This is a genomic window from Siphonobacter sp., assembly GCF_048595215.1.
Classification (GTDB): domain Bacteria; phylum Bacteroidota; class Bacteroidia; order Cytophagales; family Spirosomataceae; genus Siphonobacter.
Genome location: NZ_JBMDWJ010000169.1, coordinates 1 through 19,085, shown reverse-complemented (window position 1 = coordinate 19,085; position 19,085 = coordinate 1). Strand labels below are relative to the sequence as shown.

Sequence of the window (19,085 nt, the reverse complement as noted above, 5' to 3'; positions counted from 1 at the left end):
GTTTCTTAATGATCCTTCGCTGGAAACGCCGGTTTTCGTACGTTTCTCAACCGTTGCTGGCTCGCGTGGATCGACGGATCTGGCCCGCGATGTTCGCGGTTTTGCCGTCAAGTTCTACACGCAGGAAGGTAATTTTGATTTGGTAGGGAACAACATGCCCGTATTCTTCATTCAGGATGCCATTAAATTTCCGGACCTCATTCACGCCGTTAAGCCAGAACCGGATAACGAAATTCCGCAGGCCGCTTCCGCTCACGACACCTTCTGGGATTTTATTTCCCTGATGCCCGAATCTGCTCACATGGTTATGTGGGCCATGAGCGACCGGGCCCTGCCCCGCAGCTATCGGATGATGGAAGGCTTTGGCGTTCATACCTTCCGGTTTGTCAATGCGGAAGGTGTATCGAGTTTCGTTAAATTTCACTGGAAACCCTTGTTAGGTGTTCACTCGGTGGCATGGGACGAGGCTCAGAATATTTCCGGGAAAGACCCCGATTTTCACCGTCGCGACTTATGGGATGCCATTGAAAGCGGTCATTTTCCGGAATGGGAACTGGGCGTTCAGATTGTAGCCGAAGAAGATGAATTCAAATTTGACTTTGATCTGCTCGATTCGACCAAAATCATTCCCGAAGAATTGGTACCCGTACAACGCATTGGCAAACTGACGTTGAATCGTAATCCCGATAACTTCTTTGCGGAAACCGAGCAGGTGGCTTTCCACCTCGGACACGTCGTACCGGGTATTGATTTCACCAATGATCCGTTGTTACAGGGACGTTTGTTTTCCTATACGGATACGCAGCTGTTACGTTTAGGAGGACCTAATTTTCAGGAAATTCCCATCAACCGGCCCCTGAATACGGTACACAATAACCAGCGGGACGGTCACATGCGTCAGATGATCAATAAGGGAAAGGCGAGTTATCACCCCAATTCATTAGGTGACGGTTATCCTGAACAGGCGAAGTCTTCGGAAGGCGGCTTTTCCAGTTATCCCGAACGCATTGAAGCCCGAAAAGTACGAGCCCGCAGCAAGAGCTTCATGGATCACTTCAGTCAGGCCCGGCTGTTTTTCAACAGTCAGTCGGAACCCGAGAAGAATCACATCATTGACGCGTTAAGCTTCGAATTAGGCAAGGTGAAAACCGTGGCCATCCGGGAACGTATGCTGGGTATTTTGTCACTGATCGATAAAAACCTGGCCGCTGAGGTAGCCTTTGCGTTACGCATTCCCGTACCCCAGGATCCGGCTTTGCCCGTGAATCACAGTGTTCCAGCCGATGCAGATCCTGCGGATTATGATTCCGTCATGGTAGAAGGCTCTCTGACTTCTTCGGAAGCTCTGAGCATGGCTAATACCATTAAAGACAGCATTCAAACGCGGAAAATCGCTTTTCTGGCTGCCGATGGGGTAGACGCAGAATCGCTCCAGACCGTAAAAAGCAAGCTGGAAGCCGAAGGTGCCGTAGTCGAAGTGATTGCTCCGCGACTCAATTTCATTCTGTCTGCCGACAATACTGAAATTCCCGTCGACCACAGTTTCCTGACGGCGGCATCCGTGTTATACGATGCGGTATACGTACCCGGAGGAACGAATAGTGTTGCTACGGTAGAAGCAGATGCCGATGCCGTTCATTTCTTAAACGAAGCGTTCAAACACTGCAAGCCCATTGCGGCTCACGCTTCAGCTCTGCAGGTACTGGAGTCAACGTATTTTGCGAAAAAACTACCGGCCGACTTCTCGGAAGATACTGTCTTACGGGAAGGTTTGGTCGTAAGCGATGATTCTACGACACTGGCCGACTTGTTTACGAAAGCGATTGCCCAGCATCGTTTCTGGGAACGGGAAAAACCAAGAAAAATTCCAGCGTAGGTTTCACTAAGAAAAAGCCCAGTCTGATGAATTCAGGCTGGGCTTTTTCCTAATAGCGATTTTTACATGTAACGCATTAGGTGCTACGTTGTATAGCTATTCATCTTTCAGTAATTCAGCTGCTTCGGTATTATTCTGCTGCAAGGCCAGGTCCATCACGGTTAAGCCTCGTACGTCCCGAATCGTTTTATCGGCTCCGTACTGGAGCAATAACTTCACTACTTCATTTCGGCCGAACATGGCGGCAAACATCAGGGCGGTTCCGCCATTGCCGTGCTGCAAATTCAGGTCTGCTCCCTGAGCAATAAGTAACTCGGCCAGATCCGTATAGCCCTTGAAACTTACGCCCATGAGTGCCGTATTTCCGCCAAAATCCTGAGCATTGACATCAGCTCCGGCCTGAAGCAGAAGCCGGGCCGCCTCAAACTGATGATTATAACAGGCAATGATCAGGGGCGTATATCCTTTCTCATCACGAGCGTTGACATTGGTATGACGATCAATTAATTCCTGAATAACAGCCGTTTCTCCCAAACGGGCGGCGTGAATAAGTACGGGTTCCAGATTGGTAAGGCCAGCAACGGTAGATTCGGTCATCGTAGGTTTTAGTAAGTACAAAACAAGTCTGTCTTCCTAGGTTGCACAAATAGTATACCAGCACCGGAGTTGCTCTGGCTATGAACCGCACGACTTAGGGCATGCTTCCTAACAGCACGCCCATGGAATATACGGCACAAGCATTCTCGATGGCTAAGTGCATTCCAGTTTCGTAACGTTATTTGCACCAGAGATTTTGGGAATGAAATGGTTTTTCTAGTAATAAAACAAGTATCTGGAAAGTCACCTGCACGAATTGTTGGGAACGTTCCGAAGTGGAATAGAAAGAAATCTAGATTTAGCGGAGATAAAATGCTGGCGTATTCACTGGCTCATTTGCTAGTGTTGCTGACCTATAGATTTGCTCAAACGACAAGTGACTAAGGTAATAGTTGAGTTTATTAGAAGCACTACCAACCTATTACTGTAATCAGCAAGCTTATTCACCCCAGCTGATTAGCGATTCATCCCTTTTATTTTTTTACCGAATGTTGAGCTATTTGCTTTGTTTTACCAATGAAACAAAGGATATGCTCCACCTTTCTCGTCACCGAACAGTTTTTATTACTCAATTTATCGTCCTCTTTTTATTCTGGTATTTAGTTAAATACTATCTGTCAAAGGACACCCTTTATTTGTATACGAGTACCTTGTTAGTAGCCTTCGTATTCGCTCTGATGGGCTTACTAAGCTATCAGATTATCATCAAATCCATTTTTTCAACGGAGCTGAACAAGAGCCTTCTCGGTCGTATCTTTTGCTTTGCAGGTGTTCTTCTTCTGAGTCAAGTGACCTTAGAGGTCGTCAATCTACCGAAGAGTATCCCCTTTGTAACTTACGTTGACCGCATAATGCATCCGGGGGACGCAATCAAAAGCTTCATGGAGGCCCTAAGCGGATGGCCTCAAAGAACATGGGCTTTCTCCAGTCTACTGGGTTCTTTAGTCATTTATAGTCTGTTAGGATTCTGTTACTTAGCTGTAGATACTTTTTATCGACGTAGGCAACTTTCGTTAGCGGCCCGCGAATCCGAGTTAGGGCTGCTAAAAGCCCAGATTAATCCGCACTTTTTATACAATGCTCTGAATACGATTTATGGTCAATCTTTGCGGGAAAATCAGTCTTCCATCACTGAAACCATTCAACAGATAGCTACCCAAGCACGCAAGATGCTAACCGTTGAAACGGCCTTGGGAGTCCCCGAATTTTCTGCAAAGAAGGTGCTAGACAAAGTATCAGTAGGTTTAGGATTTGTGAGCTTTGCCCATTATGCCTATCTACACTACCTAACACACTCAACGCCGGGGAATGCTTTTCTCCCCTTTGTATGGTACAAGATCATCACAGGCGTAGAAGGGGCTTTGGTACAAGCCTTAAGCTGGTCAATCTTCACGTATATCCACTTTAGGTTTTTATTCCAACGCTTATGGACCAAAAAAGACGTGGGTACTGCCCTTGTATGGAAAGGACTAACCTACCTGGCAGGGCTATGGGTACTAGCGTGTGCGTATTGGATGGTTATAAATATCCAATTTACCTTTAACCAGTGGCTAGTGAGAATCGGTTCGACCTATCAAGGCTCTACCTACGGCTATGGGACGCAGTATTTCTGGGAGGTTACGCATACGTTTATGGATTACCTGCGGATGCTAAGGAGCGTATGGGTAATTTGGGTATCGAGCATTATTCCCTACTTAGGTACTGCGGTTGTGTACCAGGCCATTCTCTGGTATCAGCAGTCGAGGTATTTGGAAAAGCAGTTACAAAAGCAAAAAAAGCAACAGAGTAATCCATATTTACTCGACCAGCTTCAATCGCTGCTCAGGGGCCAGCCTTCTTTATTGGGTACAGCTACCGGACAAAGTGTTCAGGAATTAATCGCTCTCATGGCTTATGTACAGGATACGGATGCCGAGAAGCAGGTACCTTTAGCTAGCGAGCTTACATTTGTTAAAGCCTATCTTGACTTTCAGCGGAAACGAATTCCTACGGATACATCGATTGTCATTCAAACGGAACTGCCTATACAGATACCTGCACTTTCGATCGCACCGCTTTTACTGATTCCTTTCATCGAGAATGCCTTTCAGTACGGTATTCGCACGGATGCTCCCTGTTGGATTCGATTGGAGATTAGTTGTAAGGGATCGCAGTTAGAAATGAAGCTTGCTAATACCGTGGTTCCCCAAACTACCTTACCCAGCAGCTCGGGGATTGGTCTAAAAAATGTGAAGAAACGGCTACATTTACTTTATGACCGTCAGCATACGTTAGAGATAGATTCGAATGAACATACTTATCAGGTATACCTGTGCATTCATCTAGACCCTTACTAGCTATTTCGGTTTTTAATATATCCTTCCATGCTTACCTGTCTAGCCATCGATGATGAGCCCATTGCTCTGGAGATTATTCAAACCTTTGCCGAACGGATTCCTTTCCTGGAGCTTAAAGCTACCTTTACCAATCCCCGTAAAGCAATGGATTTTCTACGCTCGAAACCGGTCGATTTAGTTTTTCTAGATGTTAATATGCCCGTGTTTAATGGGCTGGAAGTCGCAGAAATTCTTCGCAAGCAAACGGCGGTGATTTTCACTACGGCTTACCCCGAATACGCCCTAAAAGGCTATGAGCTGGAAGTAGTCGATTATCTGCTCAAACCCATTGCCTTCGATCGTTTTTTGCAAGCTACTCAGAAGATCAGGGCTCGGAACCGCTCATCCTCTGTAGTTGCTTCAACTCCCCTTTTTGTCAAGGATGGCTACGAGTGGGTAGGTATTCAGCCCCACCTGATTCAGTATCTGGAGTCAGCCGATAATTACGTTAAAATCTGTCAGGTACACCAAACCATTCTCATTCGAAGCAGTTTGCCCGAATTGCTGCATTTGCTTCCTGCGGGTGATTTTGTTCGTGTACATCGCTCTTTTGTGGTTAACATCCAATACATCCAGCGAATGGGTCGTTCAGAAATTCAAATGGCCTCACGGCAAATTCCTATCGGAGTTTCTTATCGTGCACAAGTGGAAGCCTTGCTGTAAAATACCCCAAAACAAACTAAAGAGTGGGAGAAAACAATCAGATTCGTCTTTGCTGCTGAGCGGAGGAGCCGTGTACTAAAGGCAATTGTTTATCTCACGAAAGGTGCATCTGACCATTAACTACATTTTCTTAGCGGTACGGTATACTTCTACTTGAATTAGGCTGTATAAAGAACGCCGGGGTGATCTCCAAATTGATTACTTCCAGATTCTTCCCTTTCATAAGTCGTATGAACAGACTCCGTCTGAATTCACTTCATCAATAGTGATTGCAGTATTTTAGGGAATTGATGTACTCATTTCAATGATCTGGCTTGAGGAAGAAGATGTTGTGCTTACCAATCTGCGGAGATAATACCACGGATTTGAAGGGTTGTTGACTAGAGACAGAAGAAGTGCCTTCAGCTACTCGTCACACGTAAATCATAAATAAACCGCAGCTACTACTTATTTTCAGCTGAAAGACAATGCGTTACTAATAGGCAGAGACTAGCCTAATTTTCAATCCATACAAATAACACTTTATTTGTATACCAAACATATGTATCAAACGATGACAAAGATTAACGTAATCACTACCCTGTGTCTGCTTCTTGGACTGGTTCAATTTTCACAGGCCCAAATGACCATTGAAGAAAACGTCAAAGAGTGGGAGCGGGCCAAGGTCTACACTAAAGAGTACTTGGATGCCATGCCTGAGTCGGGCTATAGCCTCAAGCCAACGGCTGAAATCCGGTCTTTTGCCCAGCAAATGCTTCATTTAACCGATGCCAATTACGGATTTGCCTCAGCCGCTACGGGTGAGAAAAGCCCCTATGGAATGGGTGAGTTGGAAAAATCGACGACGGATTTATCGAAAGCGAATGTGACCAAGCTCGTCTTAGCAGGGTATGACTTTGTGATTGAAGGCATCAAGAAACTGAAACCCACTCAGCTCAATGAAAAGGTCAAAGTCTTTGGCCGGTTCGAGATGACGCGGGCCATGGTTCTAGCGAAGGATTTTGAACACCAGACGCATCACCGGGGACAAACTACCGTTTACTTGCGGCTAGCAGGCGTAACTCCACCTCAGGAAAAATTATTCTAATTTTCTCGTCTTTACCGACTAAGCCCCGCCCAAACCATTCACTCAATAGTTTGGGCGGGGCTTAGTACATACTACCTAGCCATTGGTTAATAGAAAATGGCTAGGGAAGCAGGCCTAGTTCGGGAAAGTGCTTTAGTGCACAAACTTTAAGATTTAGAAGTACATTTTTAGTTAATATTTTTATAAAGAATAATCTATTTAATCTTGAAATTTACATAGTAGAGCTAATCGTACTATTCGGCCAAATCAAGATGAAACAAGTCCTTCAATTTATCGTAATTAGTTGGGTCATTGCTTCCTGCAATCACGTAGAAAAGCCTACGGCACAGGTTAAAAAGCCTATTACGTATGGATCCAATAACGGGAAATATATAGCCATACATCATACAAAAATCTATTACGAGGAGTATGGGAAAGGCGTTCCGTTGTTGCTTTTGCACCAGGGTTTAGGATCGATAGAAAACTTGTCAGGTATTATACCCGAACTGTCAAAACACTACCGGGTGATTGCACCGGATGCTCCGGGACACGGTCGCTCGGAGCACGCGGAGACTTTGAGTGGCGAACGAATGGCCGAGTACTACTCGCAGTTGATCGACGAGTTAAAACTCGATAGTGCGTATGTGATGGGTTGGAGCCTGGGCGGAAACACGGCCTTACTGCTGGCAGCCAACAGGCCCGACAAAATAAAGAAAGTGGTAAGTGGTGCGTCGAACGCCAAAGCAAGCGGACTAACCGAGGAGGCACGTAACGTATTGAAAGAATACACGGTTGAAGCGGTCAAGGAGGATAAAGATTGGTTAGAACATTATCAGCGGATGAATCCAGAACCGGAGAAGTGGATCAAGTTTTGGGAGGACAATCAGAAAATGTGGGCCAGGGAGATCAAAATCCCAGACGAAAAACTCACCGCCATCCACGTACCGGTATTATTGATTCGTGGGGACCGAGACCTGATTAAACTTGAGCACACGATAGCCATGTATAAAGCACTCCGCTATGGGCAATTATGTGTGTATCCGAATGTCGGACACGAAATGCCCGAGGAGAAAGGATCTATACTGGCTAGGATCGCGATTGAATTTCTGAATCAAAGAAATGCTCCTCAGTAAGGGGCCTTTGAAACGACACTTCAGTACTAGGACGTTATTGATACGGTCAACCCAAGGATGAAGCACTCTTTTCGAAGCAAATCGAACTTTCAAACGTCCGTAATGAAAATAGAATGCGGTCTTTTGTGGTGGTTTAATGATTAGGAAATGGATACTTTTGAAAACCCAATCGGGTGGCCATTTGAAGAAACTTATGAATTCTACGGGCAAAAAACGCTGTTGTTACTGCCCGTCTTTTTTCAAAAGAAAGCCCGATACTGGGGTAAGAATACACATGGAAAGATCGGTAACGGTCTACTGACGTGCTTAATCATTATTTTAGAATACACTGGGTGTCATGAATGTATCCTCGGCTTATTTACAGGAGATTTTACAAGGTAGATTCGAATTAGCGTTGACTCAAGAAATGGCTATGGTAGGCCAACTAAAGACCGTTTCGGCGGGAGCTTATTTGATTCGCCCGGGGGAGTACATTCGTTCGGTCCCTATTATCATTGAGGGTTCCGTTAAAGTGATGCGTCCCGATCCGGAAGGGCGGGAAGCCCTTTTATATTACCTAGGGGGGTTGGATACTTGTGCGATGTCGCTTAGCTGTTGCTTTGCTACCAAACAAAGTCAGGTAACGGCCATCATCGAAGAAAATACCCGGCTGATTAGCATTCCGGTTGAAAAAGTTGAGGAGTGGATGTGCCGATTCACTACTTGGAAGCAGTTTGTGTTTCAGACGTACCAAAAACGATTCGACAGTTTACTGCAAACGGTCGACGAAGTGATCTTCCACAAACTTGACGAACGCCTACTGACGTATTTGCAAAAGAAAACGAGTAGTTGCGGCTGCTCAACCCTGTCGATTACGCACGAAGAAATCGCCCAAGAGATGGCTACTTCCCGGGAAGTCATTTCCCGATTGCTTAAGCAGATGGAAAAAACAGGGCTTATTAAACTCATGAGAAATAAAATTACAATCCTGTAGTTTTTTCAAGCGTATGTAACATTTGTCACGGAAGTCCGTAGACAGGGACGCGTCCTTTGCTTAAAAATCAAGTAAATGATGTCGTCTTTAGAACTAGCGGGCTATTCGGCCTCCGTGCTGATCGGAGTCAGTCTGGGATTGATTGGAGGAGGGGGGAGTATACTAACCCTACCGGTGCTGGTATATCTATTGGGAATCAATCCTTTTATTTCCACGGTCTACTCGATGTTTGTGGTCGGAACAACCGCACTGGTGGGGTCAGTGGGCTACATGCGTCAGCATCAGGTCGACTATAAAGCTGCGGCTATTTTTGCTCTTCCCTCGTTCCTGGCCGTTTTCCTAACGCGAAAGTACCTAGTGCCCGCGATTCCTGACCCGCTTATCATCCTACCTACGTTCATACTCAGCAAAAACGTAGCCTTCATGATTCTGTTTGCTATAGTTATGCTGGTCGCTTCGTATAGTATGATCCGTCAAGCCGATGCCTCTCCCAACGAACTACCACTCTCATTTAACGGGAAGCTCCTAGCCTTTGAAGGAATTTTGGTGGGAATACTAACCGGCATTATTGGAGCGGGAGGTGGTTTTTTGATCATTCCAGCCCTGGCTTTATTGGCTCACTTACCCATGAAAACGGCCGTGGGTACGTCCTTGCTCATCATTGCTCTCAATACCTCAGTAGGCTTCATCAGCGGGATTTCTATGGTTCCCATTGACTGGTCTTTTTTATTACTATTCACTGCTTTCGCAATCGGGGGTATTTTCCTTGGAATGTATCTAGCTCAGTTCGTATCAGGCGAAAGACTGAAAAAGGCCTTTGGCTGGTTTGTACTTCTCATGGGGCTTTACATCATGGTTCGTGAGATGAGCTTATAAAGCAGAGATCGCTTGAATGTACGCAACACTTTTTTCCTTGACTAATTACGTTTGTTATGTTTTTTCAACACATCTATGACCAGACGCTGGCCCAGGCTAGCTATTTGATCGGTTGCCAAAAGAGCGGTGAATCGATCGTAATTGATCCCAAACGGGATGTGGACACGTACCTGGAGATTGCCAAGCAAAAGGGTCTCCGCATTACGCATGTCACCGAAACCCATATTCATGCGGACTTTCTATCGGGCTCGCGTGAGTTGGCTGCTCTTACGGGTGCGACCCTGTATCTATCCAACGAAGGAGGACCGGACTGGCAGTACGAGTTCGACCACATCGGAATACACCATGGAGACGTCATTAAGGTTGGTAATCTAAATCTGGCGGTTATTCATACGCCCGGTCATACGCCCGAAAGCATTAGTTTTCTACTGACGGATACTCCCGCTTCCCCCCATCCGGTTATGTTTTTTACGGGCGATTTTGTGTTCGTAGGCGATGTGGGACGTCCTGACTTACTAGAAAAAGCGGCCGGATGGGTTGGTACGCAGGAAATCGGGGCAAAGCAATTACTAGACTCCCTGTCCAAGTTCAGTAACCTGCCTGACTTTGTGCAGGTCTGGCCGGGCCACGGAGCCGGCTCCGCTTGTGGCAAAGCTTTAGGGGCCGTACCGAGCACGACCGTTGGTTACGAGAAATTACGCAATTGGGCTTTACTACAGGCTGATAATGAGCAAGATTTTGTCCGCTCCCTGCTAAGTGATCAGCCCGAACCACCCCGCTACTTTGCTCAGATGAAGAAGCTCAATAAGGTAGATCGTTCCTTACTTAAAAGTGTTCCTACGCCCCGAAAATTAACATCCGAAGAAGTTATTCAAGCTCTGGAAGCGGGAGTAAAGCTCATTGATACGCGTAGTAAAGCCCACACTGCGGAAGGATTTGTGCCGGGTAGTTTAACGATTCAGGGTAATAATGCTTTCGCCACCTGGATGGGCTGGTTGATGGATTACCAGGAGCCGTTTATGTTGGTGGCAAACGACCACCAGATCGAAGACTTAACCCGGATGCTCATGCGAATCGGTTTGGATGACATCTTTGGTTACGTGACGGATGTCTCCGCATTAGGCATTCCTTTAGAGAAAGCCGATATCATTGATCTGGATACGTTTAAAACGTATGTCAATCGCGGAGATGCTCAGATTCTGGACCTACGTGGTGCCTCAGAGTACCGAAACGGGCATGTCCCAGGAGCGGAACATCTCTTCATAGGCACCTTACCTGAGCATTTGGATGAAGTTAGTCGGGATAGACCCGTCATCATCTACTGTCAGGGCGGTGATCGGGCCACCATTGGGTATTCGTTGTTACGGGCCAAGGGTTTTACGAATGTCCGTAGCTATGCCCCCAGTATGAATGAATGGGTAGCTCAAAACAATCCCGTGGCGACGTTATCGGTGCCCATGTAAAAGAGTGAAAACAAGAAGAAAGGGCGATTTTGGAGATTCTATGCTCAATAGAGTTGCAGCGAATGGAAGAGGCTACTATTGAAGGGGCGGCCGATCCTAAAACTAACCCTTTCGCATCAATCCTGAGGTTAGAAATGCTCGGGACTCGTTTACGCGTGAAGACCACTTTAAAATTAACTATCTACTTATGAATTTTATTGATTGGATTAGTCAGCCTTGGCCTTGGTACGTAGCCGGCCCGCTGATTGGACTGACCGTACCCGCCTTATTGTTGCTAGGTAACAAGTCATTTGGGATTTCCTCTTCGCTACGACACGTTTGTGCCGCTTGCCTGCCGGCAAAGGTTCCCTTCTTCCACTACGATTGGAAAAAAGAAGCCTGGAATTTGTTTTTCGTGGGAGGGGTGTTCCTGGGTGGCATTCTGGCAACACAGTTTTTAGAGAATACTCAAGCCTTTAAGCTAGCACCTGCTACCCAGGCGGCCCTGCGTGCCTACGGCATCAAGGACTTTTCTGGCCTGATGCCTGCTGATTTATTTGCCCCGCAAAATCTGTTTTCCCTCAAAGGACTATTCTTTTTCGTTATCGGGGGCTTTCTCGTCGGTTTTGGCACGCGTTGGGCCGGTGGATGTACCTCCGGCCACGCCATTATGGGGCTATCAAATCGGCAGTGGCCTTCGCTGGTAGCTACTTGTTGTTTCATGGTGGGTGGTTTTACCATGACCCATCTCTTTCTGCCTTACCTTTTTAAATTCGTAAACTAAGCCATGGCTACTTCACTGACCAATAGAATTTCTACCCAAAGCCCAGACGACTCCCTGAAATCGCAACTTAGTACGAGGAAGCCCCGTAAACTGGATTCAGGACTGCTAAACTATCTCATCGTGGGTACGCTCTTTGGAATCGTCTTTGTTAAGGCGGAAATCATTTCCTGGTTTCGAATCCAGGAAATGTTTCGAGTGGACTCTTTTCATATGTACGGCGTCATTGGTAGTGCCATACTCGTCGGAATGGGGTCAGTTTGGCTCATCAAGCGATTTAATATTAAAACCAGGCAAGGTGAAACGGTGACTATCGCTCCTAAAACCTTCCACAAAGGACAAATCTACGGGGGATTGATCTTTGGCATGGGATGGGCACTGACGGGTGCTTGCCCGGGACCACTCTTTGCTCAAATAGGTAGTGGCTTTTTAATAGTAGGGGTCACTTTGCTGAGTGCCATTGGAGGTACTTGGGTATACGGCTATTTTAGAGACGACCTGCCTCACTAAAAATTTGAAACCGTTTTGCTCCTTAATCCGAACACCCTAAGCTCAGCACTTCATCTACGCTAGCAGAGCCCACAAATTCGGTCGCTCCCCGGCTGTAGTTAGTCACTTTTTTGCCTTTCAGGGTACAGGGATAAGCTATTGTTCTAAATAATCCCTTGCAAAGGCTACCCAATCCCTGATTGACGGATCCAAATACACATCGGGTTGAATGCCAATGTTATCGATGGGGTAGTCCGGCAACCGTAAGGCTCGATACGTGGGCATGAATAATTGATAGGGAGGGCAATCAAAGTCAATTAGATAGGCATTTCCGTAATCCAAGGCTCCGTAGCTGGGGGTGCCGAGCACCTTGACTTTTTTACTTTGCTTGGCAATAAATAAAAAATATTCCGCCGAACTGCCCGTGCTTTTATTGGCAAGAATAACAATCTGCTGAGGACTTTTAAGAGCTACGGTTAGGGTATCTATAAAGAAAGATTTTCCGGTACTGGTAAAGTTTACAAACCTTCCCAAATTTGCCTTTAATGTCTGAATCTGTTGATCCATTTTCTGCGTTGGCGTATCCTTACCCAGGCTTTTTTTATACGTTTCTAAATTATTAATATACGTTTGAGTAGCCAGAAATTCGACTCCGGTATGGCGTATGAATTTTCCTGAAATGTAGGGGAGTAGTTTTTGGTAGGCATCCGTCGTACCGCCGGGATTGCCCCGCAAGTCAATGATCAGGTTTTGACTGGATTCCAGTAAGGCGGTCTGTTCGGTAAGTAGCTGATTAATCGTCTCTAGGTGCTGGTACTCAAAACTAGGTAATCTCAAAACTGAGGTCTTTTCTGATACTTTTTTGAAGTAAAAACCTTCCAGTTCTTTGCGACGGCTTTCGATCTGGACGTTGTCGATGCGGGGTTTGGGCGTTTGTTTCGTCAAGACTACCTGGATTTGCTCTAAAAACAAAAGGGCTCCATAAAAGCTTTGATACTGTCCTTTCTGAATGGATCGATCCATCAAGGCGTACGTAAAGCTACCATCGGTAAGCAACTTGAATTTAATGTCTTTCGGTCTCCAGGCATTGGAGGCAGACTCAAGGATGAACCCGATGTACTCGTTAGCAGGGGTCTTCTTTAAACCAACCTTGTATCCTGGCATGGTATAAACGCCTTCCAGACTGTCCGACGTGGTTTGTAGATTTTTCTCAAATTCCTTTAAATCAATCGTCAGTTTCTCGCTAAAGGTACGAGTAGCCGCTGCGAAGGGAGTGCCATTCGCTCCCACCCAGAGATGCGGATCTTTGAAAAAATCCGTATAGGCTTTCAATACACGCGGGCAGCCCTTCGCGTCCCTGCCCTTTGCCTGTTTATGAAGCGTTTGCTTCAGACTTTGATAGAGGGAGGAGTCCTTGGTTTTACTCGAAAAACCAGGGTATTCGCGTTCTACTTTGAGCACTAACTTTTTCAACGCTTGCGTACAGGGGCACTGGAGGGGTTGGGCTTGGAGGGGTAGGGTAAGTAGTACTAAAAGGGCAGACAGGTAAAGTAATGGTTTCATCGGGATACAAATCAGTTGTCGGGCAAAGGTAGGCGGGGCTGATTTGCTGAAATTGTAAAAATGGAAACCCTTTAGATAAAGAGCCAAAGGTATTCCTGATCGGTGTCTACCTTTTTAAAGAAAGTATAAGGGCTTACGGAAGTAAATTGCTTAAAATCTTTGATGAGGTGAGACTGATCGTAAAACAAGCTTTCGTGCGAGAGCTCCGTTAAACTTTTCATATTTTTTTGTTTCGCTATAGCCGCTCTAAAGCGATGAATTTTGCGATATTCTACCGGGGATTTACCGACGACCTTGCTAAAGAGCTTACTGAGGTACTGCCTTGAAAAGCCATTTTTATGAGCAATGTCCTCTATTCTTTCTTCGGATTCAAGAGCCAAGATAACCTCTGTGATGGGTTGGAACGCTTTGATCTGTAGCTTTGAAAGCCAATACGCTTCCAACTTTTTTCGCTGAAGTATTCGATCTGAAGTCGCGAGAATCTCGGTCATATTAGGAATAAAATCAGGAAAGGGATTAAAATTGAGGGCGGTGTTTTGTTTAAAAAGCGTATGCGGATCCTCAATAAATTGATTGATTCCTAGGGGTTTAAAATAAATGGTTACTTCGAGTATGGGTCCATCGTAAAGTACTTCAATGGGCGTCGTATAACGGGAAACAAAGTTGGAGAGAACCGTTGGCTGAGCGGAGTGTCTAACGATGAGTTTATTTTCCCCCATTTCAATAGCTACGTCCTGACTTACGGAAACAATAAAGAAATTGTTAGGGAAGGTCCAATAATGAAGATTACTGGAATGTTCACTAGGGGAAATAAAGTAGTACCCCTCGATGTAGGGCCTTAAGGCCTCTAACGTAGGCCTATAGAATTCCAGGTTCATGGGATGCTTGGGTAAAGCTTGATCATAGGTAAATGCACTTGAACGAAAGAACTAAATAAAGATTCAAGCAACAGGATGAGATTCATCAACGAAAATTCAGGATGCGATCGGGCCACGCTGGTCGAGTCACGCTGACCGGATCATGTTGAGCTATCAATGGAAGATAAAGATAAGTATACTGGCGGCAAGTGGAAACTTATTCGTTTGGCCGTGCGTACCCGCACCAGTTACGTGTGCGAATTAAACGCTAGACTCTCTAAGGGAAGACGATGAACCAATTCAGTAAAGACGTCCTGAATCTTTTTTTGGGGTGTACTAAGAACAGATCCAATACAACAAATGGATTAGTTCACTGGCGTATATTTAAAACGACTTCTATATTCCTGCGGAGAATAACCATAGACTTGTCTAAACTGACGACCTACATTTTTAGTGTCCGTAAAGCCAAGATCCAAGGCAATATCAAAAATAGCCTGATCCGTCTCCAGTAACTTTTTAGAGAATTTTTCCATTCGCAAGTTCTGCATGTACTTGTAAATTGGAAAACCCACCGATCGCTGAAACCGAAGCTCTAACGTTCGACGGGAAAGGGGGAGTTGTTTGACTACATCTTCGACCTGGAGGTTTTTATCAATATTTTGGTGAATGAATTTCAAAGCCATAGCAATGGATTCATCCTGAGTAGCATAAATATCGGTAGATTGTCGCGTTACGATCTGAGTGGGTCGAACTACGATGTTATAAAACTTGTCCGTTCCATGTTTGATCATGGATTCCAGCAAACGAGCAGCTTCATAGCCACCTTTTTCCGCATCTGAGCAATACTGGAAAGCGGCGGATCGGAAATTTCGCAGAACATGCCATCATTATCCACGCCCAATACTGCTACATCCTGTGGAATACGAATGCCCGAGTGGCGGCAGGCCTCGGTGATATGCAAACCCAAACGATCATCACAGGACATGATGGCGATAGGCTTAGGTAATGATGTAAGCCACTGGCTCAACGCACTGGGCTTGTAATACCATAACTCTTCACTGCTTTCTTCCTGATTTTCGAAGTAATGGACGGAGTATCCCACCTGATGCAATCGCTCTTCAAAACCTTGCGATCGTTCACGGGACCAAACGATGTGTTCAAAACCATAAAAGGCAAAATGTCGAAAGCCCTTACGAAGAAAATAATCGGCTCCCATTGCTCCCGCCTCGCGGTGTGCCCCTGTGATATTAGGGATCTGGGTGAAACGTTCTTTAAAATCCTGAGCAATGGTTGGAATACCTGACTTTATAATGGTACCAATGCTAGAATCATTATAAAGCTGACCAATGATGCCGTCGGCTCCCCATTCTTTGGCCCAATCAAGAATGCCTTCCATGCCCAGCGTCTCCCGATTGTAGAGGGGCATGAGGCAAAAAATCCAAGGACCTTTCTCCCGGGAATAACGGGTAATGCCTTTGAGTAATTCTTTGCTATATTCTTCGGAAAAATCGATCAGTAAAATGATTTTGTACATAGCGAAGCAGGAGCGATTTAGTAGCCGATCGCAGGGGTAGAGCTGACCAGGGCTGCTGCTCCCAGAACACCACTATTTTCATCATCAGAAGGGAGAATCAGAAGGCGACGAAGGGTTTCTGAGTACGAAAAATCCGATAAGTGAGCCCGCATCGAAGGTTCAAAAAAGGCAAAGGCTTTAGAAATGGACCCCCCCATTAGGATAATCTCGGGGTCGTAAGCATATAAAATTGTTTTAATAGCCTGAGCCAGATGCCGACCGAATTCCACCCAGAGCATCAACGCACGAGGATTACCGATTGTAGCCAGTTCATACGCTTCTAATGGAGTGATTTGGTGGAGATCCGTGAAAAAGGCGGCCGAACAGTAGTACTCTAGGGTTTGATCCAGATAACTCAGCATGCCAATTTCCCCGGCTCCGCAATTAGATCCCATATACAACTCACCGTTCAGTATGAGACCACTTCCCAACCCCGTCCCTGTGCACAGACCAAGAGCCGAAGAATAGGTACGGGCAAGACCATATTGATACTGCCCGAGTATAAAGCAGTTGACATCATTATTAATCCAGACGGGAAGATTCAACGCTTTTTCCAAAATGTCTTTTAACGGTACTTCCTCCCAGGAGGGAATATTAGCGACCTGATAGACAATGCCTTTTCGCACATCCACGACCGAAGGTACTCCAATGCCAATACCCTCAACCGGGTATTGGCATAAAGGACGAATCAGGTCGATGAGCTGAGATAAGGTATGCGTAAGAGAGTCTTTTTGCTTCAGTATATGGCGGCGGAGGGTGTGTACTTCACCCCCGTGCACAAGACCTGCCCGGATATTCGTTCCTCCCAAATCAACGCCAATCCTCATGAATACTATCGATTACTTGTTTTCTTCAACTCGGCTTCTTTACGGGCTTTGTACTCCTGAAATCGGTTGCGATATTCTTCTTTCTGCTGAGGCGTATTGCGTTTCTGATACTCCGCCGGAAGCTCTAGTCGTTCGGCGGGTAACTCAGGATCGTGATCTACCAGCCTGTTTTTGCCTTTGGCATTTTTGATGAGTTCAAAAGCATCGTATTTCTCACCCGTTACGGCATAGGATTGATACGTCAAGTTATCCTGACTTACCTGAATGGTTTGAAAAAGCTGAATATTCGAGGCCGCCCGGTTCATCCAGTCCTGCAAGCCAATCTCGTACATTTTTGGCCCACTCACGGAAACGACATAAATAGGTCCATCGGGTTGTTTCCGACTTTTTCCCAAGGGCATATTTAATCCCCGACCATAGGTGTGGTCATGGCCCTGTAAAACCAGATCTACACCGTATTTGCGGTAAATGGGTTCCATGCGGTCTCGCCACTCATCATTGTCCCGCCCTTTGGACGTAGAATACACGGGGTGATGGTGCATAACAATGGTCCAGCGATTCGGATTGGTTTTAAGGACATCCAGCAGCCAGTTGGCCTGTTTTTCCAAAACTACGGAATCCAGTAAAGCTCCCTGTGAATCCAGTGAGATGAAACGAGTTCCTTGGTAATCGATATAATACGCCGTTTCCGTTAATCCCTGTGGACCGTTTTCGGGCAGTACAAAAGATGGCCGCCAGTGATAAGATACCCGGCGATTCCCATTTTCCATTTTGAAATATTCGTGGTTGCCCGGCACAGCCAGCGTAGGGATCATACCGTTAATCCAGCCGCCCGCTTCGAACCACTCACCCCATTGCCAGTCCGTGTTCGAAGAGTTGATCAGGTCCCCGGCGTGCAAAATGAGCTGGACGTTGGGCAACTTGGAATAAGCTCCCCGAATGGCCCGCGACCAAAGCGAACGAATGTCATTCTGAGCATCCCCAAAATACAGGAACGAAAACGGAGCCGGTTTATCTTGAGCCGTTGTGAAGTGAAACCACTCGCTCCAATGCGTACCGTCACCTACCCGATACGCGTACTGGGTAGCGGGTTTAAGATTTGTAAAGTGAACCGAGTGGTAATGCACGGTTTTCCCTTCCAGGACCACTCGCTCGGTTTGAGCATCAATGGTTTGGGCCTTGGCAACCATATCGGGTGAGGCATCCGCTTCAACAATCGCCGCTACTGATTTGATCACGGTTGAATCCGTCCGCCAGTTAATGGATTGTGAAGTGGCCACATTTCCCTGATAACCCATGATCAGACGATCGGGGAAAGCTGTTGGCGTATACGATTTGTGCTCCTGAGCCTGAGCTATCGATACAGACAGAAGGGAAAGAAGACAAGCTTTTTTGAGCATGATGAAATAAGTTAGGGCATCTGGGCAAGGGCACGCCGAAGTTCAGTAACGTGGTCCGTCTGAATGCAATCCACGCCACAAGTCACGGCTTTTTGGTACCAGAGAAGGGTATCTTTATGATCTAATAAATCGACAAAAACCAGAATATGATGTGTATGCAGTTCGGCCACTAAGGCAGGGGTCAGTAATTCCGCAGCAACATCAAAGGCATAAGGTTTCAAACGTTCGGCTTTTTCCTGCCAGTTACCCATTTTTGGAAAGGAGGGCATGAGCCGAAGACTTGAATCTTCCTGCTTTAACTGGGCCAGGTACGCATCGCTTCCGTAAAAAATCGCCTCTTTTTCAAGGTTGTATTTTTTCAGTACGTGAACTAGGGGCCGCGGCTCTACCGCCTTGCAGTCTACGTACAATTTCGCTTTAGTAGGATGATCGGCATTCCAGCGGGTGACCAGCTGACAGACTTCAGCAAGCGTAGGAATGGGCTGTTTAAAATCCGGCCAGCCTTTCCCCGCCGGAATGGATTTCAGTTCTTCCCAGGTATGATCGGAGACTGGCCCACTCGCCTTTGTTGTTCGATCTAACGTTCCGTCATGC

Annotated in this window: 16 protein-coding genes and 1 pseudogene; 10 read left to right on the top strand and 7 right to left on the bottom strand. The window is 46.2% G+C overall.

Going from position 1 to position 19,085, the window contains the following annotated elements; translation table 11 throughout:
- Nucleotides 1-1,876 (top strand): catalase (locus ACOJTG_RS09880; protein ID WP_420153672.1); only part of this gene is annotated, 1,876 nt, incomplete at its 5' end.
- 96 nt (nucleotides 1,877-1,972) lie between these two features.
- On the opposite strand, the gene ACOJTG_RS09875 is transcribed toward ACOJTG_RS09880, so the two are convergent.
- Nucleotides 1,973-2,473, bottom strand: coding sequence for an ankyrin repeat domain-containing protein (locus tag ACOJTG_RS09875; RefSeq protein WP_420153671.1), 501 nt, complete (start codon nucleotides 2,471-2,473; stop codon nucleotides 1,973-1,975).
- A 488-nt stretch (nucleotides 2,474-2,961) separates the two neighbouring features.
- Here ACOJTG_RS09875 and ACOJTG_RS09870 point away from each other — a divergent pair, with 488 nt between their 5' ends.
- The 9 genes from ACOJTG_RS09870 (at nucleotide 2,962) to ACOJTG_RS09830 (ending at nucleotide 12,292) form a co-directional block, all read left to right on the top strand.
- Nucleotides 2,962-4,809 carry a histidine kinase gene (locus tag ACOJTG_RS09870; RefSeq protein WP_420153670.1) on the top strand — a complete coding sequence of 616 codons (1,848 nt, stop codon included), beginning with the start codon at nucleotides 2,962-2,964 and terminating at the stop codon, nucleotides 4,807-4,809.
- Between the two features lie 27 nt (nucleotides 4,810-4,836).
- On the top strand, nucleotides 4,837-5,511 hold the full coding sequence (locus tag ACOJTG_RS09865; RefSeq protein ID WP_420153669.1) for a LytR/AlgR family response regulator transcription factor: 675 nt from the start codon (nucleotides 4,837-4,839) through the stop codon (nucleotides 5,509-5,511).
- 553 nt (nucleotides 5,512-6,064) lie between these two features.
- The gene (locus tag ACOJTG_RS09860) at nucleotides 6,065-6,598 is read left to right on the top strand and encodes a DinB family protein (RefSeq protein WP_420153668.1); all 534 of its coding nucleotides are present in this window, start codon (nucleotides 6,065-6,067) and stop codon (nucleotides 6,596-6,598) included.
- A 251-nt stretch (nucleotides 6,599-6,849) separates the two neighbouring features.
- Nucleotides 6,850-7,710, top strand: a complete 861-nt coding sequence (locus tag ACOJTG_RS09855) for an alpha/beta fold hydrolase (RefSeq protein WP_420153667.1) — start codon at nucleotides 6,850-6,852, stop codon at nucleotides 7,708-7,710.
- Nucleotides 7,711-8,047: 337 nt separating this feature from the next.
- A complete protein-coding gene (locus tag ACOJTG_RS09850) occupies nucleotides 8,048-8,683 on the top strand; it encodes a Crp/Fnr family transcriptional regulator (RefSeq protein WP_420153666.1) in 636 nt (211 codons plus the stop codon).
- 78 nt (nucleotides 8,684-8,761) lie between these two features.
- On the top strand, nucleotides 8,762-9,559 hold the full coding sequence (locus tag ACOJTG_RS09845; RefSeq protein ID WP_420153673.1) for a sulfite exporter TauE/SafE family protein: 798 nt from the start codon (nucleotides 8,762-8,764) through the stop codon (nucleotides 9,557-9,559).
- Nucleotides 9,560-9,615: 56 nt separating this feature from the next.
- The gene (locus ACOJTG_RS09840) at nucleotides 9,616-11,022 is read left to right on the top strand and encodes an MBL fold metallo-hydrolase (protein ID WP_420153665.1); all 1,407 of its coding nucleotides are present in this window, start codon (nucleotides 9,616-9,618) and stop codon (nucleotides 11,020-11,022) included.
- A 187-nt stretch (nucleotides 11,023-11,209) separates the two neighbouring features.
- Nucleotides 11,210-11,785 (top strand): YeeE/YedE family protein, encoded by a 576-nt coding sequence (locus tag ACOJTG_RS09835; RefSeq protein ID WP_420153664.1) that lies wholly within the window; start codon nucleotides 11,210-11,212, stop codon nucleotides 11,783-11,785.
- A 3-nt stretch (nucleotides 11,786-11,788) separates the two neighbouring features.
- A complete protein-coding gene (locus ACOJTG_RS09830; protein ID WP_420153663.1) occupies nucleotides 11,789-12,292 on the top strand; it encodes a DUF6691 family protein in 504 nt (167 codons plus the stop codon).
- Between the two features lie 135 nt (nucleotides 12,293-12,427).
- Here the strand turns inward: ACOJTG_RS09830 and ACOJTG_RS09825 are convergent, their stop codons facing one another.
- The 6 genes and pseudogenes from ACOJTG_RS09825 to ACOJTG_RS09800 form a co-directional block, all read right to left on the bottom strand.
- Nucleotides 12,428-13,834 carry a S41 family peptidase gene (locus tag ACOJTG_RS09825; RefSeq protein ID WP_420153662.1) on the bottom strand — a complete coding sequence of 469 codons (1,407 nt, stop codon included), beginning with the start codon at nucleotides 13,832-13,834 and terminating at the stop codon, nucleotides 12,428-12,430.
- Nucleotides 13,835-13,905: 71 nt separating this feature from the next.
- Nucleotides 13,906-14,553: a helix-turn-helix domain-containing protein gene (locus tag ACOJTG_RS09820; protein ID WP_420153661.1), complete on the bottom strand. Its 648-nt coding sequence runs from the start codon at nucleotides 14,551-14,553 to the stop codon at nucleotides 13,906-13,908.
- A 503-nt stretch (nucleotides 14,554-15,056) separates the two neighbouring features.
- A pseudogene (locus ACOJTG_RS09815) lies at nucleotides 15,057-16,225 on the bottom strand (substrate-binding domain-containing protein).
- 17 nt (nucleotides 16,226-16,242) lie between these two features.
- Nucleotides 16,243-17,091, bottom strand: a complete 849-nt coding sequence (locus tag ACOJTG_RS09810; protein ID WP_420153660.1) for an ROK family protein — start codon at nucleotides 17,089-17,091, stop codon at nucleotides 16,243-16,245.
- A gap of 5 nt (nucleotides 17,092-17,096) precedes the next feature.
- Complete coding sequence (locus ACOJTG_RS09805; RefSeq protein ID WP_420153659.1) at nucleotides 17,097-18,491, bottom strand: metallophosphoesterase; 1,395 nt, start codon at nucleotides 18,489-18,491, stop codon at nucleotides 17,097-17,099.
- An 11-nt stretch (nucleotides 18,492-18,502) separates the two neighbouring features.
- On the bottom strand, nucleotides 18,503-19,085 hold a 583-nt coding region (locus tag ACOJTG_RS09800; protein ID WP_420153658.1), incomplete at its 5' end, for a glycerophosphodiester phosphodiesterase.

What these genes read in the sequence shown, in the direction of transcription:
- ACOJTG_RS09865 (WP_420153669.1), top strand. Translation starts at nt 4,837, where the DNA reads ATGCTTACCTGTCTAGCCATCGATGATGAGCCCATTGCTCTGGAGATT.
- ACOJTG_RS09825 (WP_420153662.1), bottom strand. Translation starts at nt 13,834, where the DNA reads ATGAAACCATTACTTTACCTGTCTGCCCTTTTAGTACTACTTACCCTA.
- ACOJTG_RS09845 (WP_420153673.1), top strand. Translation starts at nt 8,762, where the DNA reads ATGTCGTCTTTAGAACTAGCGGGCTATTCGGCCTCCGTGCTGATCGGA.
- ACOJTG_RS09840 (WP_420153665.1), top strand. Translation starts at nt 9,616, where the DNA reads ATGTTTTTTCAACACATCTATGACCAGACGCTGGCCCAGGCTAGCTAT.
- ACOJTG_RS09850 (WP_420153666.1), top strand. Translation starts at nt 8,048, where the DNA reads ATGAATGTATCCTCGGCTTATTTACAGGAGATTTTACAAGGTAGATTC.
- ACOJTG_RS09860 (WP_420153668.1), top strand. Translation starts at nt 6,065, where the DNA reads ATGACAAAGATTAACGTAATCACTACCCTGTGTCTGCTTCTTGGACTG.
- ACOJTG_RS09875 (WP_420153671.1), bottom strand. Translation starts at nt 2,473, where the DNA reads ATGACCGAATCTACCGTTGCTGGCCTTACCAATCTGGAACCCGTACTT.
- ACOJTG_RS09810 (WP_420153660.1), bottom strand. Translation starts at nt 17,091, where the DNA reads ATGAGGATTGGCGTTGATTTGGGAGGAACGAATATCCGGGCAGGTCTT.
- ACOJTG_RS09805 (WP_420153659.1), bottom strand. Translation starts at nt 18,491, where the DNA reads ATGCTCAAAAAAGCTTGTCTTCTTTCCCTTCTGTCTGTATCGATAGCT.
- ACOJTG_RS09855 (WP_420153667.1), top strand. Translation starts at nt 6,850, where the DNA reads ATGAAACAAGTCCTTCAATTTATCGTAATTAGTTGGGTCATTGCTTCC.
- ACOJTG_RS09835 (WP_420153664.1), top strand. Translation starts at nt 11,210, where the DNA reads ATGAATTTTATTGATTGGATTAGTCAGCCTTGGCCTTGGTACGTAGCC.
- ACOJTG_RS09870 (WP_420153670.1), top strand. Translation starts at nt 2,962, where the DNA reads ATGTTGAGCTATTTGCTTTGTTTTACCAATGAAACAAAGGATATGCTC.
- ACOJTG_RS09820 (WP_420153661.1), bottom strand. Translation starts at nt 14,553, where the DNA reads ATGGGGGAAAATAAACTCATCGTTAGACACTCCGCTCAGCCAACGGTT.
- ACOJTG_RS09830 (WP_420153663.1), top strand. Translation starts at nt 11,789, where the DNA reads ATGGCTACTTCACTGACCAATAGAATTTCTACCCAAAGCCCAGACGAC.